16 protein-coding genes are annotated in these 14972 nt (G+C 67.2%); 10 read left to right on the top strand and 6 right to left on the bottom strand.

Annotated features, from left to right (window positions below; all coding sequences use genetic code 11):
- Nucleotides 1-116 precede the first annotated feature (116 nt).
- On the top strand, nucleotides 117-2030 hold the full coding sequence (locus tag B7L05_RS12085) for a ribonucleoside-diphosphate reductase subunit alpha (RefSeq protein ID WP_085810496.1): 1914 nt from the start codon (nucleotides 117-119) through the stop codon (nucleotides 2028-2030).
- Between the two features lie 173 nt (nucleotides 2031-2203).
- Here B7L05_RS12085 and B7L05_RS12090 read toward each other — a convergent pair whose 3' ends face one another.
- Entirely contained in the window at nucleotides 2204-2455 is a 252-nt protein-coding gene (locus tag B7L05_RS12090) for a DUF2171 domain-containing protein (RefSeq protein WP_085810497.1), read from the bottom strand.
- Nucleotides 2456-2706: 251 nt separating this feature from the next.
- Between B7L05_RS12090 and B7L05_RS12095 the strand changes: the two genes are divergently transcribed.
- From B7L05_RS12095 to phhA, 5 genes are all read left to right on the top strand, one after another.
- Nucleotides 2707-3003 (top strand): hypothetical protein, encoded by a 297-nt coding sequence (locus tag B7L05_RS12095; protein WP_144037263.1) that lies wholly within the window; start codon nucleotides 2707-2709, stop codon nucleotides 3001-3003.
- Nucleotides 3000-3200 carry a hypothetical protein gene (locus tag B7L05_RS12100; protein WP_085810498.1) on the top strand — a complete coding sequence of 67 codons (201 nt, stop codon included), beginning with the start codon at nucleotides 3000-3002 and terminating at the stop codon, nucleotides 3198-3200. Before B7L05_RS12095 ends, B7L05_RS12100 begins: the two co-directional genes overlap by 4 nt.
- Entirely contained in the window at nucleotides 3197-3472 is a 276-nt protein-coding gene (locus tag B7L05_RS12105; protein WP_085810499.1) for a hypothetical protein, read from the top strand. Before B7L05_RS12100 ends, B7L05_RS12105 begins: the two co-directional genes overlap by 4 nt.
- Nucleotides 3473-3510: 38 nt before the next feature.
- Nucleotides 3511-4566 (top strand): ribonucleotide-diphosphate reductase subunit beta, encoded by a 1056-nt coding sequence (locus B7L05_RS12110; RefSeq protein ID WP_085810500.1) that lies wholly within the window; start codon nucleotides 3511-3513, stop codon nucleotides 4564-4566.
- A gap of 112 nt (nucleotides 4567-4678) precedes the next feature.
- A complete protein-coding gene (gene phhA, locus B7L05_RS12115) occupies nucleotides 4679-5545 on the top strand; it encodes a phenylalanine 4-monooxygenase (RefSeq protein ID WP_085810577.1) in 867 nt (288 codons plus the stop codon).
- 24 nt (nucleotides 5546-5569) lie between these two features.
- Here the strand turns inward: phhA and B7L05_RS12120 are convergent, their stop codons facing one another.
- The 4 genes from B7L05_RS12120 to B7L05_RS12135 form a co-directional block, all read right to left on the bottom strand.
- A complete protein-coding gene (locus B7L05_RS12120; protein ID WP_085810501.1) occupies nucleotides 5570-6523 on the bottom strand; it encodes a 50S ribosomal protein L11 methyltransferase in 954 nt (317 codons plus the stop codon).
- The gene (locus B7L05_RS12125; RefSeq protein WP_085810502.1) at nucleotides 6513-7214 is read right to left on the bottom strand and encodes an SDR family NAD(P)-dependent oxidoreductase; all 702 of its coding nucleotides are present in this window, start codon (nucleotides 7212-7214) and stop codon (nucleotides 6513-6515) included. The genes B7L05_RS12120 and B7L05_RS12125 overlap by 11 nt, the downstream gene beginning before the upstream one ends.
- 75 nt (nucleotides 7215-7289) lie before the next feature.
- Nucleotides 7290-8714, bottom strand: coding sequence for a methyl-accepting chemotaxis protein (locus tag B7L05_RS12130; protein WP_256926711.1), 1425 nt, complete (start codon nucleotides 8712-8714; stop codon nucleotides 7290-7292).
- A gap of 14 nt (nucleotides 8715-8728) precedes the next feature.
- Nucleotides 8729-10084, bottom strand: coding sequence for a methyl-accepting chemotaxis protein (locus tag B7L05_RS12135; protein WP_085810503.1), 1356 nt, complete (start codon nucleotides 10082-10084; stop codon nucleotides 8729-8731).
- Between the two features lie 160 nt (nucleotides 10085-10244).
- On the opposite strand from B7L05_RS12135, the gene sdhC reads away from it, so the two are divergent.
- The 4 genes from sdhC to B7L05_RS12155 are packed head-to-tail and all read left to right on the top strand — an operon-like array spanning nucleotide 10245 to nucleotide 14363.
- Nucleotides 10245-10670, top strand: coding sequence for a succinate dehydrogenase, cytochrome b556 subunit (gene sdhC / locus B7L05_RS12140; RefSeq protein ID WP_085810504.1), 426 nt, complete (start codon nucleotides 10245-10247; stop codon nucleotides 10668-10670).
- Nucleotides 10670-11050 (top strand): succinate dehydrogenase, hydrophobic membrane anchor protein, encoded by a 381-nt coding sequence (gene sdhD / locus B7L05_RS12145; protein ID WP_085810505.1) that lies wholly within the window; start codon nucleotides 10670-10672, stop codon nucleotides 11048-11050. The genes sdhC and sdhD overlap by 1 nt, the downstream gene beginning before the upstream one ends.
- The gene (sdhA, locus tag B7L05_RS12150; RefSeq protein WP_085810506.1) at nucleotides 11050-12852 is read left to right on the top strand and encodes a succinate dehydrogenase flavoprotein subunit; all 1803 of its coding nucleotides are present in this window, start codon (nucleotides 11050-11052) and stop codon (nucleotides 12850-12852) included. Before sdhD ends, sdhA begins: the two co-directional genes overlap by 1 nt.
- 11 nt (nucleotides 12853-12863) lie before the next feature.
- A complete protein-coding gene (locus tag B7L05_RS12155) occupies nucleotides 12864-14363 on the top strand; it encodes a DUF389 domain-containing protein (protein ID WP_256926712.1) in 1500 nt (499 codons plus the stop codon).
- On the opposite strand, the gene B7L05_RS12160 is transcribed toward B7L05_RS12155, so the two are convergent.
- On the bottom strand, nucleotides 14348-14950 hold the full coding sequence (locus tag B7L05_RS12160) for a 2-hydroxychromene-2-carboxylate isomerase (protein WP_085810507.1): 603 nt from the start codon (nucleotides 14948-14950) through the stop codon (nucleotides 14348-14350). The genes B7L05_RS12155 and B7L05_RS12160 overlap by 16 nt on opposite strands.
- Between the last annotated feature and the right edge of the window lie 22 nt (nucleotides 14951-14972).

The raw sequence follows: 14972 nt of genomic DNA on the forward strand, positions 1-14972 counted from the left end.
GGGTTCGCGCGGCTTGAAACGGCTGCCGACGGTCCTGTTTTGTTCTCGCGCAGCACGGTATAGCATGGTGCAGCGCCAGGCCGATTCGGTCGAGGAATAACGAGGAAGCGGTGGCGATGGATTTCAGAGACGCGAGTGAGGCGAACATGGCGACCGACACGATCGATGCGACCAGCCCGAACGGTACCGGTACGGCGAGCGCCGCGCCTGTTGACGCGCCAGCCGCATCGGCCCCGCGCAAGCCCTATCCGCTCGACGTCGATCACTCGCGCGACGCGCTGTTGACCGATTTCGGCAAGGAAACGCTCAACGATCGCTACCTGCTGCCGGGCGAATCGTACCAGGATCTCTTCGTCCGCGTCGCCAGCGCCTATGCCGACGATCAGGCGCACGCGCAGCGCGTCTACGATTATATCTCGAAGCTGTGGTTCATGCCGGCAACGCCGGTGCTGTCGAACGGCGGCACGGGGCGCGGGCTGCCGATCAGCTGCTACCTCAATTCAGTGCCCGACAGCCTCAACGGCATCGTCGACACGTGGAACGAGAACGTCTGGCTCGCCAGCCGCGGCGGCGGCATCGGCACCTATTGGGGCAACGTTCGCGGGATCGGCGAGCCGGTCGGCCTCAACGGCAAGACCAGCGGCATCATCCCGTTCGTGCGCGTGATGGATTCTCTGACGCTGGCGATCAGCCAAGGCTCGCTGCGGCGCGGCTCGGCCGCCTGTTACCTCGACATCTCGCACCCCGAGATCGAAGAGTTCCTCGAAATCCGCAAGCCAAGCGGGGATTTCAACCGCAAGGCGCTCAACCTCCACCACGGCGTGCTGATCCCCGACGCCTTCATGGAAGCGGTACGCGACGGGGCCGAATGGGAACTCAAAAGCCCCAAGGACGGCGCGGTGCGCGGCAAGGTCGATGCGCGCGCGCTGTTCCAGAAGCTGGTCGAGACCCGGCTGGCGACGGGCGAGCCGTACATCGTCTTCGCCGATCACGTGAACGCGAACATGCCCAAGCATCACCGCGATCTCGGCCTCAAGGTATCGACGTCGAACCTGTGCAGCGAGATCACGCTGCCGACGGGCCGCGACCATCTCGGCAACGATCGCACCGCGGTCTGCTGCCTCTCCTCGCTCAACCTCGAGACGTGGGACCAGTGGAAGGACGACAAGCGCTTCGTCGAGGACGTGATGCGCTTCCTCGACAACGTGCTGCAGGATTACATCGACCGGCACGAGCCGGGGATGGAGCGCGCGGCGTACAGCGCCGGACGCGAGCGCTCGGTCGGGCTCGGCGTGATGGGCTTCCACTCCTTCCTGCAGGCGCGCGGCCTGCCGATGGAAGGCGCGATGGCGAAGAGCTGGAACCTCAAGATCTTCAAGCAGATCAACGCGCAGGTGAACGAGGCGTCGATGCAGCTCGCGGTCGAGCGTGGCCCCTGCCCCGACGCCGCCGACATGGGCGTGATGGAGCGGTTCAGCTGCAAGATGGCGATCGCGCCGACCGCGTCGATCAGCATCATCTGCGGCGGCACCAGCGCGTGCATCGAGCCGATCCCGGCCAACATCTACACCCACAAGACGCTGTCGGGCAGCTTCTCGGTCAAGAACCCGTATCTCGAGAAGCTGCTGATCGAGAAGTCGAAGAATTCCGACGCAGTGTGGAATTCGATTCTCGAGCACGGCGGCTCGGTGCAGCACCTCGATTTCCTCAGCCAGGAGGAAAAGGACTGCTACAAGACGAGCTTCGAGATCGACCAGCGCTGGCTGCTCGAGCTCGCCGGCGATCGCACGCCCTACATCGATCAGGCACAGTCGCTGAACCTGTTCATCCCGGCCGACGTCGAGAAGTGGGATCTGCTGATGCTCCACTTCCGTGCGTGGGAACTTGGCATCAAGTCGCTCTACTATCTGCGCTCGAAAAGCGTGCAGCGCGCGGGCTTCGCCGGCGGGGTCGAGAACGACAACACGCTCGAGAAGCCGAAGTATCAGTTCGAGACGACGGACTACGACGAGTGTCTCGCCTGTCAGTAAGCCGAGCGACGGGCGGTGCATCTGCCCGTCACCCGGCGACGGCGATGCCTGTCCTGGTCACCGTGATGCGTGGAAGCAAGATAATGCGGCCATCCCTTCAGACACGAGAAACCCCGACCCGCATGGCGCGGGCCGGGGTTCGTCAGTGGCGTCGCGTGTGTCGTGTCAGCCGGTCACTCGGCCTCTTCGAACATGTCGACGGCGTTCTGCGCGGTGGCGGAGAGCCGCACGGTGTCGCCCTCGATCGTCGCCACCAGCCCGGCGGGCAGGTAATGATGCTTGCCACCAGTGCCGTCCTGCGTCGACGGGCTGTCGTTCTTGGTCAGCTTGATCCGCTCGCCATCGACATGGTCGACCGTGCCGACATGGACGCCGTCCGCGCCGACGACCTTCATATGTTCCTTGATGTTGCTGTGATCGTGCATCGTCAGTCTCCTGGTCGGTTCGGCGGTTCAACGACAGATCGCGGCTTTGGATGCATCGTACCTGCCGCGCGTAACACCGCGCTGGTCCGGTTCGCAGCGTGAGCGGGATGCCGACGCCTCGCTATCAGCCGCGCCGCCTCGCACGTACGCGCGCTGGTGCCTACGCACGCCGCAGTTACGGCCGTCTGTCCGTGCGTGGCGTAGCGGCGCCATTGTCCGACGCGGCCCCGCCCCTGTCATCGCCCGCAGGCATCGCAGGGCGCGCTGCCGCCGCCGTCGCGCTGCTGCTCCTTACGGCCTGCGCGACGCAGACCGCCGCAACCGTTGCGCACACGCCTGCGACGCCCGGCTTCCTGCTCGGCCTGTGGCACGGCTTCATCTTCCCCGTCGCCTGGGTGCTCAGCCTGTTCCTGCCCGACGTCGCGATCTACGCCGTGCCCAACAGCGGCGGCTGGTACGATTGCGGCTATTTCGTCGGCATCGTCTTCCTCGGCGTCGGCGCGCGCAAGACGCGCACCGTCTACGTTACGCGGCGCACGCGCGTATGAGCTGGCAGATCCTCGCGATGTACGCGGTGGCGGCCGTCCTTGCGCTGGTCGGCATCGGGCTGCTCGGCGCGCTCGCCCGGCCGCGCAGCGAGGCCAAGGTCTACGCTTTCCGTATGATCGGCATCATGGCGCTCGCCGGTGGCGCGGTGCTGGCGATGAGCGCCACCGCAATGTGGCAGTGGAGCGCGGAAGGGTGACGGCGCTGTCGAAAGCGGCCGCCGGCGTGGCGTCGATCGGGATCGTCGGCTTCGCGGCCGGTGGCTTTCTGCTGCTCGGCGCGGTAGATTTGAGCGTCTGCGACGCGCCGGACGGGAGTCGCCGCGCTCGCTTCGTCCGCCTGCTTGCCTGCTCGCCCAGCCTGCTCGGCGGCGGATGGCGCGAGTGGCTGGTAATTGCGTGGCTGTGGAGTTGGCCGGTGCTTCTGCTCGGATCGTTCATCGCGCTGCGACGCCCACAGCGACACCGCTGATCCCTTTTTCTCTTTCTCGTTTCGCCCCGGAGTATCCCATGTCCCTCCTTCAAGCCTCCAAGCAGTACAAGCCGTTCGAATACCCCTGGGCGTTCGAATTCTGGAAGCGTCAGCAGCAGCTCCACTGGCTGCCCGAAGAGGTGCCGCTGGGCGAGGATTGCCGCGACTGGGCGCAGAAGCTGACCGATCACGAGCGCAACCTGCTCACCCAGATCTTCCGCTTCTTCACGCAGGCCGACGTCGAGGTGCAGGATTGCTACCACGAGAAATACGGCCGCGTGTTCAAGCCGACCGAGATCAAGATGATGCTGACCGCGTTCAGCAACATGGAGACGGTGCACATCGCCGCCTACAGCCATCTGCTCGACACGATCGGCATGCCCGAGAGTGAATATGGCGCCTTCCTCGAATATGCCGAGATGAAGGAAAAGCATGATTACATGCAGAACTTCGGCGTCGATTCGGACGAGGACATCGCGCGCACGCTCGCCATGTTCGGCGGCTTCACCGAAGGCGTGCAGCTGTTCGCCAGCTTCGCGATGCTGATGAACTTCCCGCGCTTCAACAAGATGAAGGGCATGGGACAGATCGTCACCTGGTCGATCCGCGACGAATCGCTGCACTGCGAGGGCATCATCAAGATGTTCCACACCTTCTGTGCCGAGCGGCAGTGCCTGACCAAGGCGGTGAAGGACGATATCGCCGACGTCTGCCAGACGACGATCCGGCTCGAGGACAATTTCATCGATCTCGCGTTCGAAATGGGGCCGGTCAACGGCATGACGCCCAAGGAGATCAAGAAGTACATCCGCTACATCGCCGATTGGCGGATGGGGCAGCTTGGGCTGAAGCCGATCTACATGATCGACGAGCATCCGCTGCCGTGGCTCGCGCCGATGCTCAACGGCGTCGAGCACGCCAATTTCTTCGAACAGCGCGCGACCGAATATTCGAAGGCGGCGACGCGCGGCCAGTGGAACGACGTGTGGGATTCGTTCGACAAGCGCCAGAAGGCGAAGGGCGGCCGCGCCGCGAACGAGGACGCCGGCGACATCGGCGACATGTTCTCACGCGCGGGCGTCGCGGCCGAGTAAGGCATCGGACTGGCGCGATCGTCCCTGCTCGGCATGGCACGACGATTGCGCCGCAACCGGTATCAAACGTAACTATCTTGCCCTCAGGGTCGGCCGTGCTATGCCCGCCGGCATGGCCGATACCACCGCTCCCCTTTCTCCGCCCGCCGGCGCCGCCGCCGACTGGACGGTGCCGCAGAACTGGTCGCATTACAGCGCGCAGGATCATGCGACGTGGGACACGCTGTTCGCGCGACAGGCGCAGCTGCTGCCGGGCCGCGCGTCGAACGCCTGGCTACGCGGGCTCGACGTGCTCAAGCTGTCGAAACCGGGCATCCCTGATTTCGCCGAACTCTCCGATCGTCTGATGGATCTTACCGGGTGGCAGGTCGTCGCGGTGCCCGGCCTCGTGCCTGACGACGTGTTCTTCGACCACATGGCCAATCGCCGCTTCGTCGCGGGCAATTTCATCCGCCGCCCCGACCAGCTCGATTATCTGCAGGAACCCGACGTCTTCCACGACGTGTTCGGCCATGTCCCGATGCTCGCCGATCCGGTCTTCGCGGACTATCTTGCCGCCTACGGCCGCGGCGGGTTGCGCGCGATGGAGCATGACGCGCTCAAATATCTCGGGCGGCTGTACTGGTACACGGTCGAGTTCGGGCTGATCGCCGAGCCCGAGGGGCTGCGCATCTACGGCTCCGGCATCGTGTCGAGCTATGCCGAGAGCCGCTTCGCGCTCGACGATCCCTCGCCGCACCGCATTGCCTTCGATCTCGCGCGCGTGATGCGCACCGATTATCGGATCGACGATTTCCAGCAGAATTACTTCGTCATCCCGAGCTTCGACGAACTGCTGCGGCTCACCGTCGAGACCGATTTTGCACCGCTCTACGACGCGATCCGCGATCTGCCCGAGATCGCCGTCGCCGAGATCGTCGAGGGCGACACGCTGATCACCCGCGGCACGCAGGACTATGCCCGCGCCAAGGCCGGCTGAGCGGGTTCGACCCGGCTGAAGCGGTCACAGATCGAGCGCCCAGCCGTCGCGCCCCTTCGGGTCGGGGGGGCTCGACGGCACGTAGCGCGCGCTGCCCGCGGCCAGTCGCAGGATCGTCCAGTCACCGCGCACGTCCGCCGCTTCGAGCGTGCAGCCGCACGCGGCATACGCGGCGACCACGTTCGCGCGCTGCGTCTCAAGCAGGCCGGCGAGCACGATCGTCGCGCCCGCATCGGCGATCGCGGCGAGTTCCGGCGCCATCGACACCAGCGGCCCGGCGAGGATGTTGGCGATGACGAGATCGTACGGCGCGCTGGCCGTGATCGCGTCGCTCAGCGCCCCGTCGGCGACGATCAGCGCGACGCCGTCGACGCGGTTCAACGCGGCATTCTCGCGCGTCACCTCGATCGCCGCCGGATCGATATCGGTCGCGACCACCTTCGCCTCGGGCCACAGGAACGCGGCAGCAAAGGCGAGCACCCCTGTGCCCGTGCCAACATCGATGATCCTGCGGAAGCGCCGGGATGCAAGGCCGTCAAGCATCGCGAGGCAGCCGCTCGTCGTCGCGTGATGCCCCGTACCGAACGCCTGGCCGGCGTCGATCAGCAGCGCGCGGCCGCCATCGGGCGCGTCGCTCGGGTGTGCGCTGGTATGGACGACGAAGCGGCCCTCGCGGATCGGCTCGAGCCCCTGCTGCGACATCGCCACCCAGTCCTGCGCGGTGAGCGCGGTGACGCGCGGCGCGGTGCCGGCCGCGCTCGGCACCAGCGCGTTGAGCGCCGCGAGCATCGCCGCATCGGGCTCGTGCTCCATATAGGCGTCGAGCCGCCAGCGCTCGACATCGTCCTCGACCTCCTCGGTCGTCATCAGCACCGCGTCGATCGCGAGGTCATCGGCGGCATCGATCGCCTCGGCCTCGGCGCGCGTGCAGGGCAGCGTCACGCGCCAGCTGTCGGGCGCGGCGTCCTCAGCGGACATAGCTCGCCCCGTTCACGTCGAGCACCGCGCCCGTCATCGACGCCGGCGCGTCGAGCGCGAGCCAGCGCGCCATCTCCGCCACCTCATTGGGCATCGCGACACGTCCGAGCGGGATGTCGGCGAGCAGCTTGTCGCCGCCGCGGCTCGCCAGATAATCTTCCGCCATACCCGTCATCGTAAAGCCAGGGCAGATCGCGAAGGCGAGGATGCCCTGCCCGGCATAGCCGCGCGCGATCGTCTTGGTCATCGCCACCATGCCGGCCTTCGAGGCCGCGTAATGCCAGTGCGCCGGGCTGTCGCCGCGATAGGCGGCGCGGCTCGCGACATTGACGATGCGGCCGGCGACGCCGCGCGCCTGCCAGTGCTTGATGGCACGGCGGCACAGCTCGGCCGATGCGGTCAGGTTGATGCGCATCGTGCGCTCCCAGCCGGCGATCCAGTCAGGATCGTCGGCGTCGATCGGATTGGCCTCGAAGACGCCGGCATTGTTGATCAGCACGTCGATCGTCCCCAGCCGGTCAAGCGCCGCTGCCCACAGCGTCGCCGCGGCCGCCGCGTGATCCAGATCGGCGCCGATGATATCGTCGGCGTTGCGCGTCGCCTGCCCGATCACGCGTGCGGCGGGACGAAGCGCGTCGTGGATCGCGGCGCCGATGCCGCGCGAGGCGCCGGTGAGAAGGATGTTCGTCATGGACCGCGCCATAAGCGGGCTGGCTGCCTCGCTCAATTCCGGTTGTCGCCTGCCGTGTCGTCCGCGGACGCCCGTCTACGCCGCCTTGGCAGAAAACTCCTCGGCCGCCGTGCGCAGTCCGGCGAGCCGCTCGTCTATCGCGGCGAATTCGGTACCCAGCGCGTCGAAATCGCGCGCAAAGGTCTGCCCCTCGTGCATGATCGCGGTCATGTTGCCCGCGGTCGCGTCCGCCGCGAGCGCGGTCTGGTCGACCGCGGCGGTGATCGCCGTCACCGTCTGCGCCTGCGCTTCCATCGCATGACGAATGCGTGTTGCCGAGCTCTGCACCTCGCCGATCGTCGCGCGAATGCCGCTGCTCGCGTCGACCGTCACCCGCGTCGCCGACTGGATCGCGGCGATCTTGGCGGCGATATCGTCGGTTGCGCGTGCCGTCTGGCTGGCGAGGCTCTTCACCTCCTGCGCCACCACCGCGAAGCCCCGCCCCGCGTCGCCGGCACGCGCCGCCTCGATCGTCGCGTTGAGCGCGAGAAGGTTGGTCTGCCCGGCAATGTCGCGGATCAGCCCCAGGATCGATTCGATCGACTTGGCATGGTCGCTCAACATCTCGCTGACGCCCACCGCCTGATCAGCCTGCCCGGCCGCGCGCGTCGCGATCTCCGCCGCGGTCTCCACCTCGTCGCGCGCGTCCTCGATCGCGCGGATCAGCCCCGCTGCGGTCGACGCCGCGTCGCGCATTGCCAGCGCCGATTCCTCCGCCGCCGCTGCCACTTCGGCACCGCGCCCGATCATCGCGCTGGCCGAGCGCGCGGCGCTCAACGCCTGCGCCCGCACGTGCTCGCCCAGCGCCGCGGCGCCATCGATCGCACGCGCGATATGTTCGTTGAAGGCGGCGGCGTGGGCTGCGCGTTCCTCGAACACGCGCTGGCGATCGGTACGCGCGAGGTGTGCCGCCATTACCGCCGCCTCGATAAGCGCGAGCCGCTGAACGATGTCCGCCAGCCGCCGCATCCGCGCGACGTCGCCGCCCAGCCGCGGCTCGATCACCGCGAGCGTTCGTGCATGCGCGAAGGCGAGCGCCGCGGTCAGCGCGGCGAGCGGCACGCGCGATTCGCGCGACAGATCGGCATGCTTGACCGCGCTTACCTTCCACGCTTCGTCGAACGGCGCCGAATATTTCATCAACAGATAGCGCGCGCTGCGCTGTCGCTGGCGCGCAAGCCAGTCGTCGTCGAGCATGTCGGCGACGTGGCGCACCGCCGGCAGCGACAAATAGTGCGTCCAGAACGCCTCGGAGATCGCGTTACAGTCGGCATCGGTCAGCAGCGCAGCGATCTCCGCCGTGCCCGGGCCGATGCCGCCGTCCCAGTCATATTCCTGCACGTGCGCCGCGATCGAGCGTGCCTGTCCGCCCCAATCGCCGGGTATTGCGTCGTGCGCCGAACCTGCGTCACGCCCCATGATCACCTCTCCCGACCGCGCGACCTCTGCGCCACGATCCATCATCTTATCGTTGTTTACGCCGCGACGCGCGCCGCGAAATCTCCGGCGCTGCCGTTCAGCGCGCCCAGCCGCCCGGCGAGCCGATCGAAGCCGGCGCCGAGCGAATCGATCTCGCCCGCGACGCTTTCCGTGTCGGCATGGATCGCCGCGATCGTGCCGGACATCGAATCGGCGGCGAGCGCGGTCTCGTCCACGGCGGCGGTGATCGCCGTCACCGTCTGCGCCTGCGCCTCCATCGCGTGGCGGATCCGCGTCGCCGAGGATTTCACCTCGCCGATCGTCGTGCGGATACCGGCACTCGCGTCGACCGTCACCCGCGTCGCCGACTGGATCGCGGCGATCTTGGCGGCAATGTCGTCGGTGGCCCGCGCCGTTTGGTTAGCCAAGCTTTTCACCTCCTGCGCCACCACCGCGAAGCCACGGCCAGCGTCGCCCGCGCGTGCGGCCTCGATCGTCGCGTTGAGCGCGAGAAGGTTGGTCTGGCCGGCGATGTCGCGGATCAAACCCAGGATCGACTCGATCGACTTGGCATGATCGCTCAGCATTTCGCTGACGCCTACGGCCTGATCGGCCTGCCCCGCCGCTCGCGTCGCGATCTCGGCTGCGGCTTCCACCTCGGCGCGGGCGTCCTCGATCGCGCGGATCAGCCCGGCCGCGGTTGACGCCGCGTCGCGCATCGCCATGGCGGATTGCTCCGCCGCCGCCGCGACCTCGCTCGCCTTGCCCAATACGCCGCGCGCGGACGACGATGCGCCCGACGCCTGATCGCGCAGGCTGCCGCCCTCCGCCGTCGTCTCCTCGACTGCAGCGGCGATTCCGTCGCGAAAGTCGAGCGCCAGCCGGTCGCGCGCCACCCGCGCGCTGTGCTTGCGATAGTGATTGTAGATCTCGACGGTGATTTCGCCCTCCAGCGCAGACAGGCGCATCAGCGTGTCAATCATGATCGGCAGCCGCGCGTCGTCGCGATCGCACCGCCGCAGCAGCACACCCAACGCCGCGCGGTCACTTGCGCTGATCATCGACAGCAGCGCCATCGGCGACACGTCCGCCTGATAGGCTGCGGCGACCGATCGTTCGACCGACTCGATCCAGGCGAAACCCGCCGTGTCGAGGAAGCGGTTGCGCAGAAAGGTGCAGCCGATCTCGATCATCCGCGCCGTATCGGCCCTCTCCCAAATCCGCTGATCGTCGAAGCAGCGCAGCCACTGCTGCCAATAGGCTTCGGAAATGCTTGCGATCTCGGGCTCGAGGATCGTCCACGACTCGCGGCTGGCGGCCGCCAGCGAGCCGTCGAGATCGAACACGCGCAGCCGCGCGGAGAGATCGAGCTGTCGCGCGGCAGAACCGATCGCCGGTAGATCGTCGGACAAGGTCGAAAGGCTCCCCAATGATTCCCTGTCCGATCGGCTAACGGGCAATGGTTAAGGGGGGGTTAGAACAACGCGCGAAGCGGGCCCGCGGCTTGCATCATCGCGCATCGCGCCTCATAGACCGCGCCAAATCGTCGGCTCACCGCAGGGAACGCAAGTCTTGGCCACCAAACACGTCCGTCCCAGAAGCCCGCACCTGTTCAGCGGCCCGCTCGCGATCCATTATCGCTGGAGCGCGGCGATGACGGTGTCGATCCTGCACCGCGTCACCGGCAGCGGCATGGCGACGGTGGGATCGCTGCTGCTCGTCTGGTTTCTCGCCGCGCTCGCATCGGGTGCGGAGGCCTATGCCACCTTCCGCGACGTCTTCACCTACGCGGACGGGCGGCTCAACATCGTCGGCTGGGTGCTCGGCGTCGGGCTGACGCTCAGCCTGTTCCAGCACATGATGAGCGGCATCCGCCACCTCGTGCTCGATACCGGCGCGGCGTTCGAGCTCAAGCTCAACCGGAACCTCGCGCGGCTCACCTTCGTCGGGTCGATCGTGCTGACGCTTGCCTTCTGGCTCTACGTAGGAACCAAGTAATGGGTACGGGAACCTCGATCGGCCGCGTCCGCGGCCTCGGCAGCGCGCACGAAGGCACGCATCACTGGTGGCACCAGAAGCTGACGGCGGGATCGAACATTCTGCTGATGAGCTGGCTGATGATCTCGCTCGCGCGCCGCCCCGGCTATGACTACGGCGCGATGCGCGAGTGGCTGTCGACCGCGTGGGTCGCGGTGCCGATGCTGCTCCTCGTCCTCTCGGTCTTCTACCATTTCCGCATCGGGCTTCAGGTGGTGATCGAAGACTATCAGCGTGACGAGCGCCGCGTCGTTGCGATGGTCGCGCTCAACCTGTTCACCGCCGCTGTCGCCGGCACCGCCATCTTCGCGATCCTCAAGATCGCCTTCGGAGCGAATTGATGCCCGCCGCTTATCAGATCATCGATCATACTTATGACGCGGTCGTCGTCGGCGCCGGCGGCTCGGGCCTGCGCGCCACGATGGGCATCGCCGAAAGCGGGCTCAAGACCGCTTGCATCACCAAGGTGTTCCCGACGCGCAGCCACACCGTCGCGGCACAGGGCGGGATCGCTGCCAGCCTCGGCAACAATTCGCCCGACCATTGGTCGTGGCACATGTACGATACCGTCAAGGGTTCCGACTGGCTCGGCGACCAGGACGCGATTGAGTATATGGTGCGCGAGGCGCCCGCCGCGGTCTACGAGCTCGAGCACGCCGGCGTGCCGTTCAGCCGCAACGACAACGGCACGATCTATCAGCGCCCGTTCGGCGGCCACATGCAGAACATGGGCGAAGGCCCCCCGGTGCAGCGCACCTGCGCCGCGGCCGACCGTACCGGCCACGCCATGCTCCACGCGCTCTACCAGCAGTCGCTGAAGTATGACGCGGACTTCTACATCGAATATTTCGCACTCGATCTCATCATGGAGAACGGTGCTTGCCGCGGCGTGATCGCGCTCAACATGGAAACCGGGCAGATCCACCGCTTCCGCGCGCATGCGGTGGTGCTGGCGACCGGCGGCGGTGGCCGCGTGTACCAGTCGGCGACGTCCGCACACACCTGCACCGGTGATGGCAACGGCATGGCGCTGCGCGCTGGCCTGCCGCTTCAGGACATGGAGTTCGTCCAGTTCCACCCGACCGGCATCTACGGCGCGGGCGTGCTGATCACCGAGGGTGCGCGCGGCGAAGGCGGCTACCTCACCAATTCCGAGGGCGAGCGCTTCATGGAGCGCTATGCGCCCAGCGCCAAGGACCTTGCCAGCCGCGACGTCGTGTCGCGCTCGATGGCGGCGGAAATGCGCGAGGGCCGCGGCGTCGGCAAGGACAAGGACCACATCTTCCTTCACCTCGATCACATCGATCCCAAGGTTCTGGCGGAGCGCCTGCCGGGCATTACCGAGACGGGCAAGATCTTCGCCGGCGTCGATCTCACGCGCCAGCCGCTCCCCGTCACGCCGACGGTCCATTACAACATGGGCGGGATCCCGACCAACTATCACGGAGAAGTCGTCCAGCTGAAGAACGGCGATCCCGACGCGATCGTCCCCGGCCTGTTCGCCGTCGGCGAGGCGGCGTGCGTGTCGGTCCACGGCGCGAACCGCCTCGGCTCCAACTCGCTAATCGATCTCGTCGTGTTCGGCCGCGCCACCGGCCTGCGTCTAAAGGACACGCTGAAGCAGAACACGCCCCACAACCCCCTGCCCAAGGGCTCGGAGGAAATGTCGCTCGCGCGGCTCGACCACTTCCGCAACGCAGCCGGCAGCGCGCCGACGTCGCAGATCCGCGCCGAGATGCAGAAGACGATGCAGCGCCACGCCGCGGTATTCCGCGACAGCGAGCTGCTGGCGGAAGGCGTCACCAAGATGGACGCGATCTACCAGTCGATGCAGGACATCGGGATCAAGGATCGCTCGCTTATCTGGAATACCGATCTCGTCGAGACGCTCGAACTCGACAATCTCATCAGCCAGGCGGTCGTCACGATGCGCTGCGCCGAGAACCGCAAGGAAAGCCGCGGCGCGCACATGCACGAGGATTTCCCCGAGCGTGACGATGCCAACTGGATGAAGCACACCACCGCCACCTTCGAAGGCTGGGGCGGCAAGGGCGGCGCGTGCGCGATCGATTATCGCCCGGTGCACGATTACACGCTCACCGACGACATAGAGTACATCAAGCCGAAGAAGCGGGTCTACTGATCGGATATTCGGTGACGGACGCCGGGGCGCATCGCCCCGGCCGGCTCGACGTGATGGCGCGCTGGTGGCGATCGCGCGTCGTCGGCGACGTCAATCACGCCGCGGTGGTCGCGAAGATCTCGGCCGAATCCGGCTGGAGCGGCGCCTATCTGTTCGCGATCGTGATCTCGGCCGGGATCTCGATCCTCGGCCTCCTGCTGCCCTCGTCAGCAGTGCTGATCGGGGCGATGCTGATCTCGCCGCTTATGATGCCGATCATTGGCCTCGGCTTCGGCATCGCGACGTTCGATCTGGTCGAGATGCGACGCGCCGACTGGGCGTTGCTGCTCGGCTCGGTCATCGCGATCCTCCTGTCCGCGGCGTTCGTCGCCGTCTCGCCGATCCAGACGGTGACGAGCGAGATCGCGATCCGCACGCGGCCCAATTTGTTCGATCTTCTCGTCGCGCTGCTCTCCGCGATCGCCGGCGGCTATGCGCTGATCCGCGAACGCTCGACGACCGTGACCGGGGTGGCGATCGCGATCGCGCTGATGCCGCCGCTTGCCGTCGTCGGCTTCGGCCTTGCGACGCAGAATTGGACGGTGCTCGGCGGCTCGCTGCTGCTGTTCCTGACCAACCTCGTCACGATCGCGCTCACCGCCGCCACGGTCGCGCGGCTCTACGGCTTCGGCGCACATTTGTCGCCGACGCAGACGCGGCTGCAGGGCACGCTGATCGTCGTCGGTCTCGCCGCGCTCGCCATTCCGCTCGGGCTCGCGCTGAAACAGATTGCTGTAGAAAGCTTCGCGCGTCGCCAGATCCGGGAGGCGGTGCTGCAGCCGTTCGATGCCAGCGCACGGATCAGCCAGCTCGACATCGACTTCGATCGTACCCCCGCCGTCGTGCGCGCGATCGTGCTGACGCCGTCGATCGTGCCCACCGCGGATGCCAGCGTGCTCGCGGCGACACGCGCCACCGTGCGCTTGCCGCTCGATCTCCACGTCGATCAGATCCGCGTGGGGATGGAGATCGGCGCGGGTGAAGCGGCGCAGATCGCTGCCGCACAGTCCGGCGACGGTCGCGCATCCGTGGCGCGTGATGCGCGCAACGAGGTCGCTGAGCGCGTGGCCTTGGTCGCTGGCGTGCCCGCCGAAGCCGTGCTGGTCGATACCGGCGCACAGCGCGCGGTCGCGCGGCTTGCCCCGCTGCCCGGCGCAAGCCTCGCCACCTACCGCGCGATTGAGCAGCGCGCAGCGGCCGCCGCCGACGGCTGGTCGATCGAGCTGACCCCGCCCGATGGTGCCCCCGGCCCCGTTCCGATCACCGATGACACGCCCGATACCGCAGCGCTCGATACCGCCGCCTGGGCCGCCCGCCGGCTCGATCGCGGCGTCACCGTCACCGGTCCCGCCGCGGCGCGCGATGCAGCGGTGGAGCGCCTCGTCGCCGCCGACGTCCGCGCGGTCGCCGGGCCGGCGGCGCGCGGTGCGACGCTCGACCTCGCATGGACCGAGGCTCAGCCGCCGCGCTGAGCCAATACGGCCGCGCGGATCAGCGGCATCCGGTCGTTGCCGAAGTACATGTCGTCGCCGCCGACGACGATCGTCGGCGAGCCGAAGCCGCCGCGCGCGATCAGCTCGTCGGTATTCGCGCGCAGCTGCGCCTTCACTGCATCGTCGGCGATCGCCGCGAACAGCGCGTCCGGGTCCACCCCCGCCGCGTCCGCGATTTCGGCGATCACGCCATCGTCGGCGATATCGCGATCGTCGGTCCAATAGGCGCGGAACGCGGCGCGCGCGAACGGCACGCACTCCTGCCCCAGCCAGCAGCAGCCGCGCATCACCTTGACGCTGTTGACCGGGAAGATCGCCGGCGGGAACCGGATCGACAGGCCCTGCAGCCGCGCCCAATCCTGCAGGTCTTTGCCCATATAGCGCGCCTTGGCCGGCACCGGGCTGCGCCGTCCCTCGTAGACGCTCGGGTTCACCGCATTGAACACGCCGCCGACCAATATCGGGCGCCACGCGATACCGACGTCCAGCTCTTCGGCGAGCGGCTGGATGCTCTCGAAGCCGAGCCACGTCCACGGGCTCGAACAATCGAAGAAAAACTCGATCACCGCTGACGCTCCCCTAGCCTGC

This window comes from Sphingomonas sp. TZW2008 (genome assembly GCF_002117915.1).
Taxonomy (GTDB): domain Bacteria; phylum Pseudomonadota; class Alphaproteobacteria; order Sphingomonadales; family Sphingomonadaceae; genus Sphingomonas.